The sequence below is a fragment of the Nonomuraea sp. NPDC049421 genome, assembly GCF_040677005.1.
Lineage (GTDB): Bacteria > Actinomycetota > Actinomycetes > Streptosporangiales > Streptosporangiaceae > Nonomuraea > Nonomuraea salmonea.
In genome coordinates this window covers 19531-41770 of the sequence record NZ_JBFAQA010000044.1, presented here as the reverse complement: position 1 = coordinate 41770, position 22240 = coordinate 19531, and the positions used below count along the sequence as shown (strand labels likewise).

Below are 22240 nucleotides of genomic sequence, written 5' to 3'. Positions count from 1 at the left end.
ACGCAGGTTCGCTTCGTGACACGATGCCTCCGTGCTGCCCTATGCCGCCTACCTCCGTGTCTATGAGCCACTGACCGCGTTCGCCGAGTCCGAGCGCAAGGTGTGGGCCGACTACGCCGACTCACGTGACCGCCCGCGCCGCGCGAACGCGCTCAATGCGGAGCATGGCGAGTCGGTCATGCGTCTGCTCGGCACGCCCCCTCAACCCGTTCCCGCCCAGGAGAGCCCCAACGCCTATCTCCGGCGCGTTGAGGACCGTCTCTATGTCTGTCCTTGGCAGACGCGTTTGCGCTCGTGGCTGGCGTTCTCACGGCTTCGTGGCACCACACCGCAGAAAGTCATGGACCACCTCGTGCCGAAGGCGATCGCCGACCAGACGGCCGACGACTTCGACCGGTACAAGAGGAAGGCCGGTTCGGCCGCGTTGCGCACCCACATCCGCACCACGGCGTGGCATGTGCCGCCGTCGTGGTTCGTGCCGTTTGATGGAAACGAGCGCTGGCTGGTGCTCGGCTCCGCCAACCCGGGACAGGACGTGACGACCGCTACGGGCCGTAACCTCATCTACGTCACCTCCATGGCACAGGCCAGGAGGCGGGCGGCCCGCGCACTCAACGTGCTGCGCCGGCATCTGGGCGACGCGGCGGCCAATCTTGAGGTCGAGGACATCGCCAGGTGGCTGGAGGAGTTCCACCCGCACTCCCTCGTCGAGCTCGACTACGGCGGTCTCGTCCACCTGATGAACGACGACGCGCTGCAGGCCGACCAGTCGGTTGCGGAGCTTTCTGCCGCTTTGACGGGACTGGACACGGGTCAAGAAGAACTTGCCTACGCCATGTACCAGAGGGTCATCCTGCGGTGGAAGTCAATGCAACTGCTGGAATCTGCCAACTGAGCCCCAATACGGCCGTCTGACCTGCATGAGTAGGTCACGTCTCGCGGCTGCTCTCTTCTGCGAACTGAGTAGTTTGCCGTTTTCACTGCGATACCACGAACCGTGTCGCTAGAATCACCGAGCGTGACATGGCCACGGGGGCGGGCAGCTGGGTCAAAGAAGGGCTCGCCAATCGCTCTGAGTGGCGGTATGGTCACATCGGGTGATGCCGCATATGGCTCAGAAAAGCCGCACGCTCTGCGCCATAGGGGGACATCCGTGACACGCGCAAAGGCAGTCACAGGATCGCAAGCCGGTCCACACGGAGGAGAGGCCGCACAAATGTCAGCTCGTACACCCGAGGCCGAGCCACTGCTCACGCCCGCTGAGGTCGCGACCATGTTCAGGGTCGACCCCAAGACCGTTACGCGGTGGGCCAAGGCGGGCAAGTTGACGTCGATTCGTACCCTGGGCGGTCATCGGCGTTACCGGGAGACCGAGGTTCGGGCGCTGCTCGCGGGCATTCCGCAGCAGCGCTCCGAGTAGCGGGAAGGTCGTCACGGACCTCAGGGGGGTTTGATGGGGGTGGACCGGGTCGCCATTTGGGCCGGGTCCACCGCTGTGACGACGAGACGTCGGATGGAAGTTGGCGCCGCCCGCCCGGCGCCACTCTTCCGTGACGTGTCACGCCCTCCGCCGCTACGCCGGCCGGTCGAGTAGACCGGCGACGCCGCCGTCATGCGACGCGGCGACGCCGAGCAGCGCGACCATCTGGTCGACCAGCAGCTTCTCCAGGGTGGGCCGGTCGATGTCGCGATGCTCCAGCCAGTCGAGGCCGGCGGTCTCGACGGAGGCGATCCACGACCGCAGGGTCGTGCGCAGCACCGGGCTCGGTTCTTCGACGCCCATCTGCTTCTGGATGAGGAGGAAGAGCCGGCGGCGCACGCCGTCGACGATCTCCCCCACCTCGCCCGTCCTGTTGGCGGGGCCGCCGCGCAGCAGCGCCGCGAAGCCCGCCGCGTGCTCCTCGACGAAGTCGAAATAGCGCCTCAGCCCGGAGGCCAGCTCGTCGAGCGGACTGCCGCCCTCCTGCGGCCGCAACCGCGACTCCAACTGCTCCGCCGCGCTTCTCAGCGCCGCCACGTAGAGCTCCTGCTTGCCACCGAAGTAGTGGTAGACCAGGGCCCGCGAAGCCCCCGCCGCCGATGCGACGTCGTCGATCGACACGTCTTCCGCGTCGCGGGTGGAGAACAACTCCAGCGCCGCCGCCATGAGCTCTTCCCGGCGGCGGTCCACACTGAGCCTGCGCCGAGCCGGCCGTGCCGTCTCGGCTGACTTCCCGGGTGTCACACCAGCACAGTATCCGACCGGTCCCCGCCGGGATCCCGCACGTCCCGCGCCCCTTACGCGACAGGTTGCGGCAATCCGTGACGTAGGCCGTACCCTGCGGTCAACTCGATCGTTTGGTGAGACAGGTGCCCATATCCGCATCGCGGGGGAGACACATGTCAGGACCGCCCGTCAACACATCCACCATCCCTGAGCTAAGAGAGGTAGACGCGCTGCCTCGGCCCAGACCGACCATCCGTAACGTCGCCGAACGAGCCGGCGTGTCCAAATCGCTGGTCTCACTCGTGCTGCGCGGATCCCCGCACGTGAGCGAGCACCGGCGCCAGGCCGTGCTGCAGGCGGCCCGCGAACTCGGCTACCGGCCCAACGCGGTCGCGCGGAGCCTGGTCGAAGGACGTACCCATCTGGTGGGCGCACTGGTCGCCGACCTGCACAACCCGTTCTACGCGGAGTTCCTCGACGGCCTGCAGGAGAGCCTGCACGGCGACGGGCTGCGCATGCTGATCGGGAACAGCCAATGGGACCCCGCGTTCGAGGACGAGGCCGTGGAGGCCTTCCTTGAGCTGAGGGTCGACGGGCTGGTCCTGCTCGGCATCGCCCCGACCAGCGAGACGCTGATCGAGGCGACCGCGTACACCCCCACGGTCGTCGTAGGGGAACGTGACATCGAGCTCGACGGCGTCGACATCGTGGTCGACGACGACCAGCTCGGCGCGCGGCTGGCCATCGACCACCTGGTCGAGCTGGGCCACAAGCGCATCGCCCACATCGAAGGCCGGCGGGCGTCGCGCTGCGAGGGCTACCTCGTGGCGATGCGCAGGCACTCGCTGGCGCCGTACATCATGGTCGAGGCCGCTGACTCGACGGAAGAGGGCGGCAGGGAGGCGGCGCTCGCGCTGCTCACCCGCGACCCCAGGCCCACGGCGATCTTCGCCGCCAACGACGTGACCGCGCTCGGCGTGCTGTCGGCCGCGAGCGAGCTGGGCCTGAGCGTCCCCGAGGACCTCTCGGTCATCGGCTACGACAACACCCACCTGTCGGCCTCCCGGCACATCTCGCTCACCTCCGTCGACCAGCCTCGCCGCACCATGGGCAGGTCGGCGGCCGCGCTGCTGAGCGACAGGATCGGCGATCCCGGCAAGGTCGCACGCCTGCGGGAGGTACGCCCTGAACTGATCGTCCGGCGGAGCACGGGACCCGCCTAAGAGAGCATCAAACCTGGGTCAAGCCGTGTGGCGGCGGCGCCACACGGCGGTTTACTCGGTAGGGTCATGCTAGGTGTGGCCGGATCCGATCCGGCCACGATCTGATCCGGGGGAACAGCTATGCGTGATCCGGAACTGGTGTCCTGCGCCCAGCGCGCCGCCGCCGAGCTAGAGCGCGCCTGGGGGCACTGGCGGGCGGGCAGGGGACGGGGCACCGACGGCGCCGCGGAGTCGGTCGCCAGCTACGTCGCCCACTCGCTCGACCACCCGTGGGGCCGTCCCCGCGTCGTCCTCGGCCTCGACGCCGAGGACGCGCGGGAGCTCGCCGCCCTGCTCGAACGTCAGGAGGCCGGCGAGCGCGTCTGGTGAGGACGTAGGGCGTGCCGAGGCACGCCGCGCTTGGCATAAGTCGAGTTCGCATGCGTGGATTGCCGTAAGTTGGACGGCATGCGTGCTCTACCAGCCACAGTCCTCGCCGTCTGCGGCCTGATCGCCTCCGCGTGTGGCGGCACCGGCACCGGTGGCGCCGCGGCAGGTCAGGCCGCCCCAGCGACCACGGCAGGGCAGGCACCCGCCGCCGCTCAGGCCAAGGACGCACCGCCCGAGGCCAAGCCGCTCGACGGCAAGGTGGTCGTCATCGACCCCGGCCACAACGGCGGCAACTACCGGGCGCCCAAAGAGATCAACCGCAAGGTCAACGTGCTGACGCAGATGAAGGCCTGCGACACGACCGGCACCTCCACCAACGACGGCTACAGCGAGGCCGCCTTCACCTGGGACGTCTCCAAGCGCCTGCAGAAGATCCTGAAGAAGCGCGGCGCGACGGTGAAGCTGACCCGCTCGAGCAACGACGGCGTCGGGCCGTGCATCACCGAGCGGGCCGCGATCGGCAACAAGGCCGAGGCGGACGCCGCGATCTCGGTGCACGCCGACGGCTCGGCCCCGGCCAACAGGGGCTTCCACGTGATCATGCCCAAGAAGATCAACGGTCCCGTCGACAAGGTCGTCAACGACTCCAGCAGTCTGGGCGTGGCCGTACGCGACGCCTTCCGCAGGGGCACCGGGCTGCCCTACTCCACCTACATCGGGCGCAGGGCCCTCGATTACCGCAGCGACCTGGGCGGGCTCAACCTGTCGACGGTGCCGAAGATCTTCGTGGAGGCCGGCAACATGCGCAACGCCACCGAGGCGGCCAAGTTCCGTGACCCGAAGTTCCGGCAGAAGATCGCTGTGGCGCTGGCGAACGGATTGCAGCACTATCTGCAAGCATGATTCCTCGCCCAGAGCTGCTTCGTGACCTTTCCTCCTCCTTCGAGCTGACGGCCTCTCCCACGGTCTCCGGTGACCTGGTCGCCTCCGTACGCACGGCGCTGGCCGGGCTCGACCCGCTGCCCGGCGACTCCGGTGAGATCGACGTGCGCCGTGACCCCGGGCTGGGTGAGGAGGCGTACCGGCTGACGGTCGGGTCGCGGGGTGTGGAGATCGTGGCGGGCGGGCCGGCGGGTGCGTTCTACGCGGCGCAGTCGCTGCGCCAGCTCCTGCCGCCGGCCGCCTACCGGTTCTCCTCCGGCGCGGCGTGGCCGGTGCGCGGGGTGCGGATCGAGGACGCGCCGCGCTTCGCCTGGCGCGGCCTGCACCTCGACGTGGCCAGGCACTTCTTCCCCAAGCGTGAGGTGCTGCGGCTGATCGACCTGATGGCGGTGCACAAGCTCAACCGGCTGCACCTGCACCTCGTGGACGACCAGGGCTGGCGGGTGGAGAGCCGGGCCTATCCGCTGCTGCACGAGGTCTCCTCGCACCGGCCGCGTACGGCGGTCAACCACTACCGCGAGCCCGACGCGTACGACGAGGTGCCGCACGGCGGCTACTACACCCTCGACGACCTCGCCGAGCTGGGCGCGTACGCGCGCTCGCGGCACGTGACGATCGTGCCGGAGATCGACGTGCCGGGCCACGCGTCGGCGATCCTGGCGGCCTATCCGGAGTTCGGGGCCACGGGTGAGCCCCATGACGTGCTGGAGCGGTGGGGCATCTCCCCCGCGATCCTGTCGCCGCTGCCGAAGACCGTGGAGTTCCTGACCGCGATCTTCGACGAGCTGATCGGCGCGCTGGGCGAGACCCCCTACGTGCACATCGGCGGCGACGAGGTGGTGCTGGACCGGTGGGCGGCCTCCGGCGAGATCACCGCGTACCGGGAGTCGCTCGGCCTCCGCGGCGTGGTGGAGCTGCAGGCGTGGTTCCTGCGCCGGCTGGCCGACGTGCTGGCCCAGCGGGGCGCGCGGGCCGTGGTGTGGGACGAGGCGTTCGTGAGCGGCGGGCTGCGGCAGGACACGATCGTCATGCCGTGGCGCGGCATGAACGTGGGCCGCAGGGCCGCCGCGGCCGGTCACGACGTGGTGGCCACGCCGGTGTTCCCGCTCTACTTCGACTACGCCGAGGCCGGCTCGCCGGACGAGCCGATGGCGATCGGCGACGCGATCACCGTGGCGGACGTCGCCGCGTTCGACCCCGCGCCGGCCGGGTGGAGCGACGAGGAGCGGGCGCGGGTCATCGGCGTGCAGGCGCAGCTGTGGACCGAGCGGGTGCCCGACCCGCGGACCGTCGACTACCGGATGTGGCCCAGGGCCTGCGCGCTGGCCGAGGTGGCCTGGGCGGGCGCGGCGGGCGACGACTTCGACGGGCGCCTGGGCGAGCACCTGGGACGGCTGGACGCGCTCGGCGTGGAGTATCGACCTGCGGCGGGGCCGCACCCGTGGCAGCGCCGCCGCCCGCACCGGCCCTCCACCGTGCGGGTGACCGAGGTGATGGAGCGCATCGACGCCATGACCCACGACGCCGAATCCACCAGGCCCAGCCTCTAGCGAAGGGTCAGAAGGCCGGGCGGTCGTTGAGTATGCGCTGCCAGAGCAGGTGGTGCTGCCAGCGGCCGTCGATCTCCAGGTAGTCGGGCGCGGTGCCGTACGGCTCGAAGCCGCACTTGCGCAGCACGCTCTGCGAGGCGGCGTTGTCGAGCAGCGTGCTCGCCGCGACGCGGTGCAGGCCGATCTCCTGGTCGGCCTGCCTGCACACCTCGTGCACGGCCGCGGTCGCGAGGCCGCGGCCGTTGTACTCGGCGTCGATCCAGTAGCCGACGTCGGCGCTGAGCCAGGGGCCGCGGACGATGTTGCTGAGCGTCATGCGGCCGACCACCCGCTCGCCGTCACAGAGCAGCCACGGCACCACCTGGCCCCTGTCGTGCGCCCGGAGCTGGCCCTTGAGGCCCTCGGCCTGCCCCGTGAAGGTGAAGAACCCCTCGGAGCGGCGCGGCTCCCACCGTTTGAGATGGTCGCGGTTTCGGAGGTAGGCGGCGGCGAGCGCCTCGGCGTCCTGCTCGGTCGCCAGGCGCATGACCACGCCGCCGGTGAGAGTCACGGGTCTGATCATTCGGCCCACCTTAGATCACGCCGTACGGCCGACGGCTTCCATGACCGAGCTGAGGCCGTGGCGGCGGACCCGGCGCAGCAGCTGCCGGTGGATGCGGGCGGCCCACAGCGGACCGCCGTAGATCCAGCCGGTGTAGCCCTGGACGAGGGTGGCGCCGGCGAGGATGCGCTCCCACACGTCGTCGACGTCCTCGACGCCGCCGACCGAGACCAGCGTGAGCCGGTCGCCGACCTTGGCGCGCAGTCGGCGCAGCACCTCCAGCGAGCGGGCCTTGAGCGGGCGGCCCGACAGCCCGCCGCGCTCGCCCTCGTGCTCGATCGTGGTGTTGGTGGCGATGATGCCGTCGAGGCCCAGCTCCACGGCCAGCTCGGCGACGGCGTCGACGTCCTCGTCGGCCAGGTCGGGCGCGATCTTGACGAGCAGCGGGGTGCGGCGCGGGGTGGCGTCGCAGACCTCCTTGACCGCGGTGAGCAGCGGCCGCAGCAGCGAGACGGCCTGGAGGTCGCGCAGCCCAGGGGTGTTGGGCGAGCTGACGTTGACCACGAGGTAGTCGGCCAGCGGGGCGAGCTTCTTCGCGCCGGCGACGTAGTCGGCGGTGGCCCCGGACTCGGGGACCACCTTGGTCTTGCCGATGTTCACCCCGACCACGACGGGCACGCCGCGTGGCCTGCGCAGTCTGCGGGCCGCGGCGTGGGCGCCGGCGTTGTTGAAGCCCATCCGGTTGATCACCGCGCGCTCGCGTACGAGACGGAACAGGCGGGGGCGCGGGTTGCCCGGCTGGCCGTGGGCCGTGATGGTGCCCACCTCGACGTGGCTGAAGCCGAGCGCGGCGGCCGCCTCGGCGCAGGCGGCGTCCTTGTCGAAGCCGGCGGCCAGGCCGAGCGGGCCGGGGAAGTGCACGCCGAACGCGCTCACGCGCAGGGCCGGGTCGTGCGGCGCGTACGCCCGGTGCAGCAGCCGCTTGAGCAGCGGCAGCCGGGCGAGGAGCGCGAGGGCGCTCACGGTGAGTCGGTGCACGGCCTCGGCGTCGAAACGCCGCAAGACCTGCGAGAACACGAGGCGATACATCACGCGTCAGGCTACCAAGCCGGCCTCGTGGGCGATGATCGCGGCCTGCACGCGGTTGCGCACGTCGAGCCGGGTGAGGATGGCGCTCACGTACGCCTTCACCGTGCCCTCCACGATGTGCAGCTCGCGCGCGATCTCCGCGTTGGACAGGCCCGCGCCGAGCAGCGCGAGCACCTCGCGCTCCCGCTCGGTGAGCACCTCGATGCGGTCGCGCGCCTGCGCCCCCTTCGACATGCGTCCGCCGGACAGCTGCGCGATCACCCGCTGGGCGACCTTCGGCGACAGGTACGCCGCCCCCTCGGCGACCGCGTGGATGCCGGCCAGCAGCTCGCGCGGGTCGCCCGACTTGAGCAGGAAGCCGCTCGCGCCCACGTCGAGCGCCTTGGCGATGTAGTCGTCCTCGCCGAACGTGGTCAGCATCACCACCGCCGTGCCGGGCGCCGCCCTGCGGATCTCGGCGGCGGCGGCCAGGCCGTCGAGGCGCGGCATGCGGATGTCGAGGAGCGCGACGTCGGGGTGGTGGCTGATGGCGAGGTCGACCGCCTGCCTGCCGTCGCCGGCCTCGGCCACGACGTCCAGCTCGGGGTCGGATTCGAGGATCGCCCTGACCCCCGCTCTGATCATGGCCTCGTCGTCGGCCAGGAGTATGCGGATCACGCCCTCTATAGTGGCGGCATGGCGCAGGTGAAGGTGTACGGCCGCAGGGACGTGTGGGCCGGCCGGCAGCGTGAGGTCTCCGATCTCATCCAGGCGTGCCTGGTGAAGGCGTGGGGGCTGCCTGAGGACAAGCGGTTCCACCGGTTCCTGCTGCTCGACGCCGACGACTTCGTCTGCCCGCAGCGGAGTGAGCGTTATCTCATCATCGAGATCGTCTGCTTCACCGGGCGCAGCGCCGAGGCCAAGAAGGCGCTGATTCGCGAGATCTACGCCAGGTCGGGGTACGATCCCGAGGACGTCGAGATCACGATCATCGAGATGCCCACGCACAACTGGGGCATCCGGGGCGTTCCCGCAGATGAGCTCAGCCTGCCGTACAAGGTGGAGGTCTGAGGTCAGGGGCAGGTACGCCCGGGCGGTATGGTCCGACTCATGAGCACTCACTATGACGTCGTCGTCCTCGGCGCGGGTCCTGGAGGTTATACGGCCGCGGTCCGCGCCGCCCAGCTCGGCCTGCGCACCGCGGTCGTCGAGGAGAAGTACTGGGGTGGCGTCTGCCTGAACGTGGGCTGCATCCCGTCCAAGGCGCTGCTGCGCAACGCCGAGCTCGCCCACATCTTCCACCACGAGGCCAAGACCTTCGGCATCAGCGGCGAGGTCACCTTCGACTACGGCGCGGCCTTCCAGCGCAGCCGCAAGGTGGCCGACGGGCGGGTCAAGGGCGTTCACTACCTGATGAAGAAGAACGCCATCACGGAGTACGACGGGCGCGGCACGTTCCTCGACGCCAACACGCTCCAGGTCAACGGCGAGACCATCACGTTCTCCCACTGCATCATCGCGGCCGGCGCGACCACCCGGCTCATCCCCGGCACGCAGCTGTCGGAGCGCGTGGTGACGTACGAGGAGCAGATCCTCGCCGAGGAGCTGCCGAGCAGCATCATCATCGCGGGCGCGGGCGCGATCGGCGTCGAGTTCGCGTACGTGCTGCACAACTACGGCGTCAAGGTGACGATCGTCGAGTTCCTCGACCGCATCGTGCCGCTGGAGGACGAAGAGGTCTCGGCCGAGCTGGCCAAGCGCTACAAGCGGCTCGGCATCGAGGTGCTGACCTCCACCCGCGTCGACTCCATCGAGGACAACGGCTCCTCCGTCAAGGTCACCGTCACGCGCGGCGACCAGACGCAGGTGCTGGAGGCCGACAAGGTCATGCAGGCCATCGGGTTCCAGCCGCGGGTCGAGGGCTACGGCCTGGAGAAGACCGGCGTCGAGCTGACCGAGCGCGGCGCGATCGCGGTCGACGGCCGTTGCCGCACCAACGTGCCGCACATCTTCGCGATCGGCGACGTCACGGCCAAGCTGATGCTGGCCCACGCTGCCGAGTCGATGGGCATCATCGCCGCCGAGACCATCGCGGACGCCGAGACGATGGAGCTCGACTACGTGATGATCCCGCGGGCGACCTACTGCCAGCCGCAGGTGGCGAGCTTCGGCTACACCGAGGCGCAGGCCCGCGAGCTGGGCTACGACGTGAAGGTGTCGAAGTTCCCGTTCACCGCCAACGGCAAGTCCCACGGTCTCGGCGAGACGGCCGGCTTCGTGAAGATCATCAGTGACGACACCCACGGCGAGCTGCTCGGCGCCCACCTGATCGGGCCCGAGGTCACCGAGCTGCTGCCCGAGCTGACGCTGGCGCAGCAGTGGGACCTCACCGTGCACGAGGTGGCGCGCAACGTCCACGCCCACCCGACGCTCGGCGAGGCCGTCAAGGAGGCCGTCCACGGGCTCGCGGGTCACATGATCAACATGTGAGCCACCGATCTCCGGCCGCGGCGCGTCAGGCCCCCTGTACGCGTATGCGCTCCATGGCCTCAAGGGCCGCGGCGGGGTCTCGGTGCAGCGCCGGATTGTCGCGCAGGTAGGCCGCCTGCCGCGGGGTCAGCTCCATGCCGACGGTCGTCCCGTCGATCTTCATGGCCAGCAGGTTGCCGACGAAGACCAGGCCGATGGTGGCGTCCCCCAGCGAGTCCAGCAGCGTGGCGATCGCCTCCGCGTTGGTCTTGGTGATCGCCGCCTGGGTCTCGAAGTACAGCTTGTTCTCCCCCGCCGAGACGGCCAGCCCGACCGCCGACTCGACGCGCCCGGCGCCGGCCTGCCGCTTGAAGACGGTCAGGACCGCCTGCCACAGGCTGCCGGTGAAGATCACGCTGCCTCTGACGACGTCGCCGCCCAGCTCGCGCAGCGCCTGATGCACGCGGCGCAGGGTGAGCTCCTCGTCGCCGCCCGTCACGTACACGACGGCGACCGCCGGCGCGGCGCCCGCGTCGCCGCGCGCGAGCCTGCGGGCGGCGAAGGCGAGTCCGGCGAGCTGCCGCCGCGCGGCCGGCGTTCCTCGGTACGGCGCCCGCTCGGCCGTGGCCGGGTCGGCCCTGGTCACGGGGCCTGCGGGGGCGTCGGGGTCGCCCACGAGGGCGCCCGTGTACGTGCCCGGCTCGTGGGTGGCTTGCGGGGGCGTGGATTTGGCCATTGGGGGGGTCTCTCCGGGAGTCTCCGGTGCGGCGCGTACCAGGGTAGGCGCATCGGCGGCGTGAACCAGAGAAATCCGCGCTTTAAGCGTCCCTGGGGATGTCCCGAGCCGCGGCGTGGAACGTGTGCAGGCATGGGAGTCCCCGCGAGGCGCCTGCCGGTGTCCGAGGTGCGCCGGGCGCAGATCACGTCGGCCACGATCGCCGTGCTGGCGCGGCGGGGGTTCGCGGGCACCAGCTACGACGCCATCTGCCGGCAGGCGGGGCTCAGCAGCAAGCGGCTGATCTCCTACCACTTCGCCGACAAGGAGGAGCTGCTGGCGACCGTGGCTCGGGTGGTGCGGGAGGAGGAGGCGGCGTTCGTCCGGCGGGCGGCCTCGGGCGTCTCTGGGGTGCGGGAGCGGCTGTCGGCGTACATCAGGGGGCGGCTCGACTTCGCCGCCGCCCGGCCCGAGCGCGTACGGGCGCTGCGGCAGATCGTCTGCAACACCTCCGAGACGGGCTCCGACGGGTGGCCCGCCGAGCTCTTCGCGGAGGGGCAGCGGGAGGGGGCCTTCCGTGCGTTCGACGCCGAGGTGATGAGCGCGGCGCTGCGGGGCTCGATCGAGGCGCTCGCCCTGTCGGACGATCCGCGGGCCGGGGCCGACGAGCTCGTACGCGCCTTCGACCTGGCCACCCGGCCCTTCTGACTGCACTTCTCACCAGATCTTCACATTTCACTGAGAAATATCTGAGGATGCCCGGCGACCTTGGAGGGGACGAAGACCCCTCGTACCGGACGGTGGTCCCCGCACATGACCTCAACCTCCTCACGAACGACCGCGCGGCCCAGCCGCCGCCGCGGACCCGCAGGCACCGCGATGCTGCGGCTCGGGCTGCTCGCCCTGGTCGCGATCGGCATCGTGGGCGCCGCTCTCGAGCTGGCCTTCGAGCGCCACTGGCAGACGCCGCCCCAGCTGATCCCGTGGGTGGCCATCGCGCTGCTCGCGGTCGCGCTGCTCATGCTCGCCCTGCGCGACGCCGGGTCCGTGCTCACCGTGGTGCGCGTGCTCGCCGTGATCGTGCTGCTGGCCTCGGCGTACGGCGTCCTCATGCACGTGGTGGCCAACCACGGCATGGGTGCGATGGACCCCGACTGGGACTCGCTGTCGCCGTTGTCGCAGTGGTGGTCGGCGCTGACGAAGTCGGTCGGCGGCGCGCCGCCGCTCGCGCCCGGCATGCTCGCCCAGGCCGCGCTGCTCCTGCTGCTGGCCAGCGTGACTCCCAAGCGGCGGGAGCTGCCGGCCTGACCAGGCAGGCGTCGCGATGACCGGCCCGACGGGTGGGGGCCGGCCACCGCCATCCGCGCTTGTCCGGAACCTTCCCCCGATATTTCGCGTCACATCCAGGCATGGCAGGAAGTGACACGAGAGGTTGGTGGGTTCGGTGATGTTACGTCGTACCATCCTGGCGGCGGTCGTACTGACGGCCACCGCGTCGAGCGCCGACGGGGCGGTGGCGGCCGTACCGTCGGTGACGGTTTCTCCCACGCCGGTGGCCGTCTCCACGGACAGCACGGACGACGAGCCGGTGTGCGCGCGTCTCAAGGGCGTGGAGGCGTGCGTGGGCCCCGACGGGAGCGCCCGCCCCGGCATCACCGTCGAGGACACCCGTGACGACGGATACCACCCGGCCGTCGAGTACTACCTGAACGGCTACCTCGGCACCAAGTACGTCATCCACAACCTGGCCCGCAACGGCGAGGTGCGCGGCAGCAGGGAGATCGGCAAGACGGTCACGTTCCGCGCCGCGCTGTACCGCGGCGGCAAGCGCGTCAGGTACGGCCGCTGGAAGACCGTCAGGAACGTCGCCAAATACCCCGTCAAGCGCGAGACCCGCACCACCCCGGCCGCCGCCCGCGCCAAGTCGAAGATCTGCACGTCGACCAAGGGCGGCGCGACCCTCTGCTTCGGCGAGCGTCCCACCTTCGTCTACGCCTGCGACACCCGCGCCGACCGCTTCCAGGCCCGCGCCGAGTACTTCATCGCCGGCGACCCCACCGCCCGCTTCGAGATCCACCAGCTCGCCGGCACCGGCACCTGCGGCAAGGCGGAACACGGCGACCTGGCGATCAGCATGTATCGCGCCTCGCTCTTCGACGGCGGCCGGCGCCAGGCCACCCGCCTCTACAAGTACAACTGAGCCCCAGCCCTGCTGTCATGTTCGCGACATGTCGTCATTTGACCAGGCTGTTCGACTGCTTCTGACCGGCAGGATCCCCCATTCTCTTGAACGGGTAAAGCCGCACGAAAGATCGGTTCGTTCATGAGATGGATCCCCCTCTTCGCCGCCACCGGCGTGGGCCTGGCGCTGCTCGCGGCTCCGGCCCAGGCCGCGGAGCCAGGCCAGCCGGGCGGCGGGGAGCAGCACCGGGTGACGTTGATCACCGGTGACGTGGTCACCGTACAGGAGTTCGCCGGCGGGAAGCGGGCCGCGACCGTGAAACCGGCCGAGGGCCGTGAGGACGTCAGGTTCTTCACCCGCGAGGAGAACGGCGACCTGGTCGTCACGCCCGCCGACATGGTGCCGTACCTGTCGCGCGGCCTCGTGGACGAGCGGCTGTTCTCGGTCGGCGAGCTGATCGAGCAGGGCTACGACGACGAGAGCAGCGACGTGCTGCCGCTCATCCTGTCCTACCGCGACGGCGCCGCGAAGGGCGTCACGCTGCGCAGCGTCAACGCCGCCACGATGCGCGCCGAGAAGGACGACCTGCCCACGCTGTGGAGCGCGTCGGGCGAGCCGAGGCTGCGCGACGGGCTGGCCAAGGTGTGGCTCGACGGCAAGGTGCACGCGACGCTGGAGCACAGCGTCCCGCAGGTGGGCGCGCCGCAGGCGTGGCAGGACGGGTACGACGGCACGGGCGTCAAGGTCGCCGTGCTGGACACCGGCATCGACGAGAACCACCCCGACGTCACGGGCAAGATCACCGAGACCAGGAACTTCACCGACGACGAGTCGGTGAAGGACGAGCACGGCCACGGCACCCACGTCGCCGCGACAGTGGCGGGCACCGGCAACGGCGCCGGCGGGCAGCGCAAGGGCGTGGCCCCTGGCGCGCAGCTGGCCATCGGCAAGGTGCTCGACAAGCTCGGCAGCGGCTCAGAGTCGCAGGTGCTGGCCGGCATGGAGTGGGCGGCGCGCGAGAGCGGCGCCGACATCGTCAGCATGAGCCTCGGCGGCGGCGCGACCGACGGCACCGACCCGCTCAGCGTCGCGGTGGACCGGCTGACCGAGGAGACCGGCAGCCTGTTCGTGATCGCGGCGGGCAACGAGGGCGACGACTACACGGTCGGCTCCCCCGGCGCGGCCAGTTCGGCGCTGACCGTCGGCGCCGTGGACGGCGACGACGCGCTCGCCTCCTTCTCCAGCCGTGGCCCGCGCCTGGACGAGGCGATCAAGCCGGACATCACCGCGCCCGGCGTGAACATCACCGCCGCCAGGGCCTCGGGCACCACCCTGGGCACCCCGGTCGACGACCTCTACACCCGGCTCAACGGCACGTCCATGGCCACGCCGCACGTGGCGGGCGCGGCGGCGATCCTCGCCCAGCGCCACCCGGACTGGAAGGCGGGCCGGCTCAAGGACGCCCTGGTGTCCACGGCGAAGACGATCGACGGGCAGACCCCGTTCGAGCAGGGCGGCGGCCGCCTCGACGTGACGCGCGCCCTGCGCCAGACCGTCACCGCCACCTCCTCGCTGAGCCTCGGCGTGTTCGAGGACGGCGGCACCGCCGTCCCGTCCGGGACGATCACCTACAGCAACGCCGGCGACTCCCCCGCCACGCTGACGCTCACCCCCGCGCTGTCCAACCTGGACGGCACCGCCCCCGGCGACGGCGCGCTGACCCTGTCGGCCACCACCGTCACGATCGAGCCGGGCGCGAGCGCCACCGTGGACCTCCAGGTGGACCTCGCCAAGCTCCAGCACGGCAGGCACGCCGGCTACGTCACCGCGACCACCGCGGACGGCTCCGCGCTCGCGCACACCACGCTGGCGCTGACCAGGCGCGGCAAGATGCACAAGGTCCACTTCACCGCGATCGGCCGCGACGGCCGGCCGTCCCGCGTCCCGGTGATCATGATGTACGGCGCCTCCAGCAGGGACGACGCCTACGGCTACATTCTCGACGAGGCCGAGGGCTGGACGGTCGAGATGCCCGAGGGCACCTACCACACCCAGGCCATCATGGGCGAGACCAGCGACGAGCTGCCCATGGACACCCTGATGGTCTTCCCCGAGCTGGAGCTGCAGCAGGACATGGAGGTCGTGCTCGACGCCAGGACCGCCGTGCCGATCGAGATCAGGACCTCGCAGCCGGTGATCCAGGACGGCATCGCCACCTACTTCACCTACCGCACGTACGGGAACAGGAAGATCGCGCTCGGCGCGATGAACTTCCCGTCCGTCGAGGGCCTGGCCGTCACCCCGACGGCGCCGGTCAAGAACGGCACGTTCGAGTTCGCCTCCCGCTGGCAGCTCGCCGCGCCCCGGGTGAGCGCCCGGCTCGGCCGCGACGACCTGGTGGTCAGGCCGACGATCAGGTCTCCTGAGATCTCCGGCACCCAGCACTGGAAGCTCGCCGACGGCGACGCGGGCGGCAAGCTCAAGGGCAGGGCCGCGGTCATCACCAGCAGCTCGTTCGGCGACTGGTCGAGCAAGATCGACGACCTCAAGGCGGCCGGCGCGGTGGCGGTGATCGTCGTCGGCCCCGACGGCCGCGCGATGTGGCAGCCGTGGAACCCCACCGGCGCCCGCGATCCGCTGCCCACCCTGATGATCACGCACGACCGCGGCCAGGTGCTGCTCGACCGGGTGCGCGAGGGCGGCGGCACGCTGCAGGTGACGGGCCGCTTCCAGACCCCGTACCTGTACGAGGTCATGCAGGTCTCCCAGGGCCACGTGCCCCAGAAGATCGTCCATGACGTGAACTGGCGCAACACCGCCCTCGTCGACTCCCACTACCAGGAGTCGGGCGGCGAGCGGTACGGCAAGGACCAGCGCTTCGGCTGGCGGCCCTGGCAGCAGTACAGCCTCGACAGCCAGATGGAGACCCAGCGCTACCTGCCGACCGGCAACCGCAGGGCCGAGTACGTCAGCTCGGGCGACACCCAGTGGCAGCACATCGTGCAGCACATGCTCACGTGGGAGTCCAACTCGCGGCTGCGCGGCGGGCTGACCGACGTGCCGCGGACGTACCGGGCGGGCGAGACGGTCAGGGAGACCTGGTTCGCGCCGGTCGTCCGGCCGGTCGCGCGGAGCGCCAGCCGTACGGGTGACGTGCTGAGCGTCGAGGTGCCCGAGTTCGTGGACGCCGCCGGGCACATCGGGTACGCCGGCGGCAGCGGCGACAAGGACACCACCGCCGCCCGCTTCTACCGCGACGGCGAGCCGGCGGAGGAGCGCAAGACGCTGAGCGGCACCTACCCGGCCGCCGAGCAGGACGCCGAGTACCGCTTGGAGCTGTCCACCACCCGCACCTCCGAGAACTGGCGCTACGCCACGGCGACCGAGTCCGCGTGGACGTTCAGGTCGGGCCGCGCCGAGGGCACCAAGGAGCTGCCGCTGCTCGGCGTGGACTACACGATCCCCGCCGACCTCGAAGGCAGGGTGCCGAGGACGCTCCCGGTCCCGCTCGGCTTCACCGCGAAGGGGGCCAGGACGCTGAGCGCGGAACTGTCATACGACGACGGCAAGACCTGGAAGCGCATCCCGGTGCTGCCGCTCGGCCAGGGCCGCTACTCCGGCCTCGTCGCGCACAAGCGCACCGACACCGGCGTCTCGCTGCGGGTCACCGTGACGGGCGACCGGGGCAGCCGGTTCGAGCAGACCGTGACCAGGGCGTACGGCGTGCGCTGACCGATCACAACCAGTGCTCGCGGGCCGCATGCCAGGCAAGTTGCATCCTGGTCTGCGCGCCCGCGAGCCGCATGAGGTGGTAGACGCGGCGCTGCACCGTCCGCAGGCTGAGCCCGAGCTGGCTCGCGATCGTCTTCTCCGGCACGCCGGCCACCAGCAGTGACAGCAGATAGAGCTCGTCGGCGTCCAGGGGGCACGACCCGGTGTCGGCCACCTGGCCGTCCTCCGAGAACCTGATGGGCGTCGCCCGCTCCCACTGCGCCTCGAACAGCGCGATCAGCGCCTCCAGCAGGCTGCTGTCGCGCACCAGCGCGGCCGTCAGCTCCGTCATCCCGCCGACGTGCTGGACCAGCGGCAGCAGCGCGGTCTCCCGGTCCGCGATCATCATCCGGACCGGCAGCGTCCGTACGGCCCGGGCCTGCTCGCCCAGCTTGATCCCGTACGCCACGTTGGCGACCATGCCCGGCTCCTCCAGCAGGGCCCGCTCGTAGATGACCCGGTAGCCGACGCCCCTGCCGAGCGCCTGCAGCTCCTCGTCGTTGTCCTGCGACGGCATCACCACGTGGCCGGCGCGGCAGAAGTACAGGACCTCCTCGCGCGCGCTGTCCTGGAGGTGGCGTACCTGCTCGCGCAGCGCGGCCCGGCTCGGCAGCACCTCGATCAGGCGGTGGGCGTCGCGCCTGCGGACGCTCGCGCGGTACTCCTCCGAGAGCCGCTCGACGGCCTGGCGGGCCCAGTCGATGGCCTCCTGGCCGCGTACCAGCCGGGGTCCCAGCGCCACCTCGGGCGCCACGGGCGCGAACCTGCCCGGCGCCACCTCTCTGACCAGCCCCGATTCGCGCATCCCGGCCAGCGCGCGGGCCGTCTCCGCCTCCCCTGCGCCCAGCTCGGCGGCCAGGCCCGCGGTGTCGGCCTCGCCTGCTCGTACGAGTGCCCGGTAGACCCGTTCCTCCAGTTCGTCCAGCCCCGCAGCCTTCAACATGCCGTCCATCATGGCATCCGGGACATTTCATGAAAGTTTCAGCCGCGATTGACGGGCGCGCGGCGAGCCGCTGATGATCGCACTGCTTTCCCGGTGTCCCCTTCCCAGCATGAGGTGCGCCCGATGCCGAAAGTCCCGTTACGAGCCGCGCTGGCCGTCCTGCTGACGCTGACCGCGCTCAACGCCCCTGCGACCGCGTACGCGGCCGATGACGAACCCGTGGCCGTGACCGTCAACGCCCGCGCCGGCCTGGCCGCCGTCCCCGAGACGGGCATCGGCACCAACCACGCCATCTGGGACACGAACCTGGGCACGAACGCCACCGCCGACCTGCTCAAGGACGCCGGCGTGAAGCTGCTGCGCTACCCCGGCGGCTCCTACTCCGACATCTACCACTGGGCCGACCACACCGCCCCCGGCGGCTACGTGGCGCCGAACACCGACTTCGACACGTTCATGGCCGGCGTACGCAGGACCGGCGCGCAGCCCATGGTCACCGCCAACTACGGCACCGGCACCGCCGAGGAGGCCGCCGCCTGGGTCCGCTACGCCAACGTCACCAAGCGCTACGGCGTCAAGCTGTGGGAGATCGGCAACGAGAACTACGGCAACGGTCACTACGGCGCCGCATGGGAGGCCGACGACCACGAGGACAAGAGCCCGCACGAGTACGCCAGGCACGTCGTCGCCTACTCCGACGCGATGAAGGCCGTGGACCCGGCCATCAAGATCGGCGCGGTACTGACCACCCCCGCCAACTGGCCGGACGCCATCGTGGCCGAGGGTGACAGCGGCTCGTGGAACCAGGTCGTCCTGTCCACCGCCGGCTCAAAGATCGACTTCGTGATCCTGCACTGGTACCCGGGCGCCCTCGACAAGACCGGCCACGTCCCCGACATCATCCAGCTCACCCGCGAGCAGATCGCCAGTTACGCCGGTCCTGGCGCCGAGCGCATCGGCATCGCGATGACCGAGTTCAACACGGGGTCGAGCAGCAACGGCACCAACACCCAGCCGGGCGCGCTGGCCGCCGCCGACGCGTACGCGACGCTGCTGGCCGGCGGCGTGTTCACGGTGGACTGGTGGAACGTGCACAACGGCATCGGCGAGGTCACCGAGGTCGCGGGACACACCGACTACGGCGACTTCGGCCTGCTGTCCAGCGCCACCTGCACCGCCGACGGCAGCGTCTGCGAGCCGCCGCTCAACACGCCCTTCGCGCCCTATTACGCGCTGCAGATGGTCGGCAAGTTCGCCCGGCCGGGCGACCAGTTCATCCGCGCCGCCGCCTCCCGGCCCGACGTCCAAGCCCACGCCGCCAGGCGGCCCAACGGCGACCTGGCCGTCCTGCTGATCAATACCTCGGCCGGCACGTCGTATCCGGTCGAACTCGACTACACCGGCTTCTCCCCCGCGGCCGGCGCCCCCACCGTGCTGAGCCACACCAACGGCGCCACCGCCATCACCACCGGCTCGACTGGCAGCGCGACCACGCAGACGCTTCCTCCGCTCTCGATGACCACCGTCATCCTGCGGCCCGCGAAGCCGCAGGCCGCCCGCCCCGGCGCGCCTGGCCTGCCGAAGCTCACCGCCGTCACGGACACCACCGCCACGATCACCTGGCCCGCCGTTCCCGGCGTCGCCAAGTACGAGCTGGTCCGCCAGCACGGCGCCGTCACCGAGCAGCTCGGCGAGACCTCCGGCACCAAGCTGACCGTACGCAACCTTGAGCCCGGCACCCGCTACACCGTGAACGTGCTCGCCCGCACCCACGCCGGCGCCCAGTCCTCTCCGTCCCTCCCGCTCACCTTCACCACCGGCACGCCGGCGACCAGCACGTGCAGCGTGAAGCTGACCGTCCAGTCCGACTGGGCCAGCGGCTACGTCGGCGCCCTCGACATCACCAACAACGGCGCCCCGCTCGACGGCTGGACTCTGTCCTTCGCCTGGCCCCGCTCCTGGCAGAGCTTCGGGAGCGGCTGGAGCGCCGTGTGGACGGAGGACGACCGCGAGGTCCGCGCCGTCAACGAGCCCGCCAACCCGACGCTCGGGACGGGAGCGACGGCCTCGATCGGCTTCGTCGGCAACTACACCGGCCCGAACGTCCTGCCCCGCGTCTTCACCCTGAACGGCACCACCTGCACCCTCCGCTGACCCTGGCCCCTGCCGCTGGACTCTCCCACGGCGGGAGAGTCCATCCTGGGAGCCATGGACGAGGACCTGCTGCCCATCGGCGGTTTCGCCAGGATCGGGCGTCTGAGCGTCAAGCAGCTGCGGCATTACGCCGACCTCGGCCTGCTGGTGCCCGCGTACGTGGACGAGCACACCGGCTACCGCTACTACCGGCCCGAGCAGGCGAAGGACGCGCTGGCGATAGGGCTGCTGCGCTCGCTCGACGTACCACTCGCCGTCATCGCGCAGGTGCTCGCCGACCGGCCGGGCGCTCTGCGGGGCGTGCACGAGCGCCTGGAGGCCGAGCTGGCCAGGAGGCGTTCGACGCTGGTGGCGCTTGAACGCGTCATGGCGGACGGCCTGCCGTCCGCTTCCGTGACGGTGGTCACGGAGCCGGCGCGGCGGGTGGCCGTGACGACGGCGACGGCCTCGGACCCGTCGGACGTCGGGCGAGCCACCTCGGCCGCCGCCACCCGCCTGCGCACCGCATCACCGGCCGCCGTCCGCGAGCTCATCGGCCTGTTCCCGCTCGATCTGGGAGAGCCCGTAACCGTCACCGTCGCCCTCGTCAGCGAGGAGCCGGTGGCGGGCGCCGACCTCGACGTGCTCCCGGGCGGCCGCTTCGCCACCGCCACCCACGTCGGCCCGTACACCCAGGTCGGCCTGACCGCCCACGCGCTGCTGACCTGGTGCGCCGAACGCCGCCACCCGGTCCGCGGTCCGCTCCGCGAGGCGTACGTGTCCGACCCGGCCACCACGCCACCCGACCGCCTGATCACCCATCTGCTGATCCCTCTGGAGGAGCAATGACACCCCGGCTGGTCCACTACGGCCCCGTCACCTGCCTCAACGTCACCGGCATGGGTGAACCCGGCGGCACCGAACACCTTTCCGCCATCCACGCCCTGTCCACCGTGGCGTCCGCCATGGACGTGCGGACCGGCCCGCTGGAAGGCCGCTGGTGGGTGGAGGACGCCTCCGGGTCACCGCTGGACGTACCACGCGACCAGTGGCGCTGGCACCTGCTGATGTCGCTGCCCGACGTACCGGCGCCAGGGGCGGTCGATGAGGCCCGCGAGCGGTCCCGCCCGTCCGGCGCGCCCGTCGACCGCGTCCAGGTGGTCACCTTCACCGAGGGCGAGTGCGTGGAGCTGCTGCACGTGGGCCCGTACAGCGAGGAGAAGTCATCGCTCGAGCTGATGGACGCCTTCATGGCGGAGCACGGCCTGATCCCTTACGGCCTCCACCACGAGATCTACCTGACCCCGTTCACCGCGGCCACCCCCGAGACCCTCCTCAGACAACCGGTGACGCCCGTACCTCGGCGAGCCGTTTGACCGAGTAGTCGTCATCCCAGCAGACCGCGGCCTCCCAGGCCGCCGACGCCTGATAGGCGACGTCGTACGCATCCTCATCGAGCCCAGCGGCGTTGTCAGGCAGCACCAGATCAAGCTCAGGCACATCGACATGCGCCTCATCCCAGTCGATCAAGGTGACCCGATCCCCACTGATGAGCACATTGCCCACGTTGTTGGGATCACCATGCACCACACACGTGGCCCGCCCGGCCAACCGCGCCCAGGCCGCCCGGCACCGAGCAACGGCCTCCGCCGGCATCTCCCGCAGATCGACCTTCGTCCCGGTCTCGACGTGCAGCAGATCTGTGGATGACCGCCACCCCGGCCGCTGCGGCCACTCAGCCGTCAACCGATGCACCTCCCGAAGCACCTCAGCCACCCGCCGCCAGTCATCCGTCGTCTCAGGCGCCCTGCCCTCCACGTAGGACATCACCACGAGCCCGTCCACGAACAACCGCCCATCCACGGTCGGGATGGGCACCGGCACACTCAACCCCGCCCGATCGAGATGAACCAGCAGCTCAGTCTCCCAGGCAAGATCATCATCACTCCGGCCACCGAGCCGCCCCACCGCGAGCCGCCCATCGACGCGCACACTCCACACGTCATTGGCGACGCCTCGCGTGAACGGCTCAACCCGGCGAACGTCCGTACCCCACTGCTTGAGCGCTTCCCACCCCATCGCTGAATCCTAGCCAGCCCCGGTACGTTCGCCGTCGTCCACGGCATCG

The 22240-nt window shown here is 70.7% G+C and carries 22 protein-coding genes; 15 read left to right on the top strand and 7 right to left on the bottom strand.

All coding sequences use genetic code 11. The features are described 5' to 3' along the window. Positions 1-31 precede the first annotated feature (31 nt). Both AB0K18_RS46110 and bldC read left to right on the top strand, forming a co-directional pair. Positions 32-895 (top strand): hypothetical protein, encoded by an 864-nt coding sequence (locus AB0K18_RS46110; RefSeq protein WP_364928227.1) that lies wholly within the window; start codon positions 32-34, stop codon positions 893-895. A gap of 321 nt (positions 896-1216) precedes the next feature. Beyond that, positions 1217-1420 carry a developmental transcriptional regulator BldC gene (gene bldC / locus AB0K18_RS46105; RefSeq protein WP_013133571.1) on the top strand — a complete coding sequence of 68 codons (204 nt, stop codon included), beginning with the start codon at positions 1217-1219 and terminating at the stop codon, positions 1418-1420. 153 nt (positions 1421-1573) lie between these two features. On the opposite strand, the gene AB0K18_RS46100 is transcribed toward bldC, so the two are convergent. Next, positions 1574-2224, bottom strand: a complete 651-nt coding sequence (locus AB0K18_RS46100; RefSeq protein WP_364384203.1) for a TetR/AcrR family transcriptional regulator — start codon at positions 2222-2224, stop codon at positions 1574-1576. Between the two features lie 185 nt (positions 2225-2409). On the opposite strand from AB0K18_RS46100, the gene AB0K18_RS46095 reads away from it, so the two are divergent. The 4 genes from AB0K18_RS46095 (at position 2410) to AB0K18_RS46080 (ending at position 6290) form a co-directional block, all read left to right on the top strand. Continuing rightward, positions 2410-3429 (top strand): LacI family DNA-binding transcriptional regulator, encoded by a 1020-nt coding sequence (locus AB0K18_RS46095; RefSeq protein WP_364928307.1) that lies wholly within the window; start codon positions 2410-2412, stop codon positions 3427-3429. Positions 3430-3549: 120 nt separating this feature from the next. After that, positions 3550-3798, top strand: coding sequence for a hypothetical protein (locus tag AB0K18_RS46090; RefSeq protein WP_355412099.1), 249 nt, complete (start codon positions 3550-3552; stop codon positions 3796-3798). A gap of 78 nt (positions 3799-3876) precedes the next feature. Further along, complete coding sequence (locus tag AB0K18_RS46085) at positions 3877-4701, top strand: N-acetylmuramoyl-L-alanine amidase (RefSeq protein ID WP_364928223.1); 825 nt, start codon at positions 3877-3879, stop codon at positions 4699-4701. Beyond that, entirely contained in the window at positions 4698-6290 is a 1593-nt protein-coding gene (locus AB0K18_RS46080; protein WP_364928220.1) for a beta-N-acetylhexosaminidase, read from the top strand. Before AB0K18_RS46085 ends, AB0K18_RS46080 begins: the two co-directional genes overlap by 4 nt. A 7-nt stretch (positions 6291-6297) precedes the next feature. On the opposite strand, the gene AB0K18_RS46075 is transcribed toward AB0K18_RS46080, so the two are convergent. From AB0K18_RS46075 to AB0K18_RS46065, 3 genes are read right to left on the bottom strand one after another with little or no spacing between them, the layout of a single operon-like run. Beyond that, positions 6298-6852: a GNAT family N-acetyltransferase gene (locus AB0K18_RS46075; RefSeq protein ID WP_364928218.1), complete on the bottom strand. Its 555-nt coding sequence runs from the start codon at positions 6850-6852 to the stop codon at positions 6298-6300. Between the two features lie 15 nt (positions 6853-6867). After that, positions 6868-7920 (bottom strand): quinone-dependent dihydroorotate dehydrogenase, encoded by a 1053-nt coding sequence (locus AB0K18_RS46070; RefSeq protein ID WP_364928216.1) that lies wholly within the window; start codon positions 7918-7920, stop codon positions 6868-6870. 6 nt (positions 7921-7926) lie between these two features. Continuing rightward, complete coding sequence (locus tag AB0K18_RS46065) at positions 7927-8577, bottom strand: response regulator transcription factor (protein ID WP_364928213.1); 651 nt, start codon at positions 8575-8577, stop codon at positions 7927-7929. Between the two features lie 18 nt (positions 8578-8595). Here AB0K18_RS46065 and AB0K18_RS46060 point away from each other — a divergent pair, with 18 nt between their 5' ends. Together AB0K18_RS46060 and lpdA are read left to right on the top strand one after the other, a co-directional pair. After that, positions 8596-8970 (top strand): tautomerase family protein, encoded by a 375-nt coding sequence (locus tag AB0K18_RS46060; RefSeq protein ID WP_355412111.1) that lies wholly within the window; start codon positions 8596-8598, stop codon positions 8968-8970. Positions 8971-9009: 39 nt separating this feature from the next. Beyond that, a complete protein-coding gene (gene lpdA, locus AB0K18_RS46055; protein ID WP_364928209.1) occupies positions 9010-10389 on the top strand; it encodes a dihydrolipoyl dehydrogenase in 1380 nt (459 codons plus the stop codon). 25 nt (positions 10390-10414) lie between these two features. On the opposite strand, the gene AB0K18_RS46050 is transcribed toward lpdA, so the two are convergent. Continuing rightward, on the bottom strand, positions 10415-11104 hold the full coding sequence (locus tag AB0K18_RS46050) for a hypothetical protein (protein ID WP_364928206.1): 690 nt from the start codon (positions 11102-11104) through the stop codon (positions 10415-10417). Positions 11105-11236: 132 nt separating this feature from the next. Here AB0K18_RS46050 and AB0K18_RS46045 point away from each other — a divergent pair, with 132 nt between their 5' ends. From AB0K18_RS46045 to AB0K18_RS46030, 4 genes are all read left to right on the top strand, one after another. Continuing rightward, positions 11237-11791 carry a TetR family transcriptional regulator gene (locus AB0K18_RS46045; RefSeq protein ID WP_364928203.1) on the top strand — a complete coding sequence of 185 codons (555 nt, stop codon included), beginning with the start codon at positions 11237-11239 and terminating at the stop codon, positions 11789-11791. A 105-nt stretch (positions 11792-11896) separates the two neighbouring features. Beyond that, complete coding sequence (locus AB0K18_RS46040) at positions 11897-12391, top strand: hypothetical protein (RefSeq protein WP_364928200.1); 495 nt, start codon at positions 11897-11899, stop codon at positions 12389-12391. Positions 12392-12530: 139 nt separating this feature from the next. After that, positions 12531-13283, top strand: a complete 753-nt coding sequence (locus AB0K18_RS46035; protein ID WP_364928197.1) for a hypothetical protein — start codon at positions 12531-12533, stop codon at positions 13281-13283. Between the two features lie 123 nt (positions 13284-13406). Then, the gene (locus AB0K18_RS46030; protein WP_364928194.1) at positions 13407-16997 is read left to right on the top strand and encodes a S8 family peptidase; all 3591 of its coding nucleotides are present in this window, start codon (positions 13407-13409) and stop codon (positions 16995-16997) included. A gap of 4 nt (positions 16998-17001) precedes the next feature. On the opposite strand, the gene AB0K18_RS46025 is transcribed toward AB0K18_RS46030, so the two are convergent. Further along, positions 17002-17979: a helix-turn-helix domain-containing protein gene (locus AB0K18_RS46025; protein ID WP_364928191.1), complete on the bottom strand. Its 978-nt coding sequence runs from the start codon at positions 17977-17979 to the stop codon at positions 17002-17004. A 123-nt stretch (positions 17980-18102) separates the two neighbouring features. Between AB0K18_RS46025 and AB0K18_RS46020 the strand changes: the two genes are divergently transcribed. Genes AB0K18_RS46020 through AB0K18_RS46010 form a run of 3 tightly spaced genes read left to right on the top strand, consistent with a single transcriptional unit; the run spans position 18103 to position 21488 of the window. Further along, positions 18103-20133, top strand: a complete 2031-nt coding sequence (locus AB0K18_RS46020) for a cellulose binding domain-containing protein (RefSeq protein WP_364928188.1) — start codon at positions 18103-18105, stop codon at positions 20131-20133. 54 nt (positions 20134-20187) lie between these two features. Beyond that, entirely contained in the window at positions 20188-20961 is a 774-nt protein-coding gene (locus tag AB0K18_RS46015; RefSeq protein ID WP_364928186.1) for a MerR family transcriptional regulator, read from the top strand. Then, positions 20958-21488: a hypothetical protein gene (locus tag AB0K18_RS46010; protein ID WP_364928183.1), complete on the top strand. Its 531-nt coding sequence runs from the start codon at positions 20958-20960 to the stop codon at positions 21486-21488. The genes AB0K18_RS46015 and AB0K18_RS46010 overlap by 4 nt, the downstream gene beginning before the upstream one ends. Here the strand turns inward: AB0K18_RS46010 and AB0K18_RS46005 are convergent. After that, on the bottom strand, positions 21448-22191 hold the full coding sequence (locus AB0K18_RS46005) for a phosphotransferase (protein ID WP_364928181.1): 744 nt from the start codon (positions 22189-22191) through the stop codon (positions 21448-21450). The genes AB0K18_RS46010 and AB0K18_RS46005 overlap by 41 nt on opposite strands. Positions 22192-22240 lie beyond the last annotated feature (49 nt).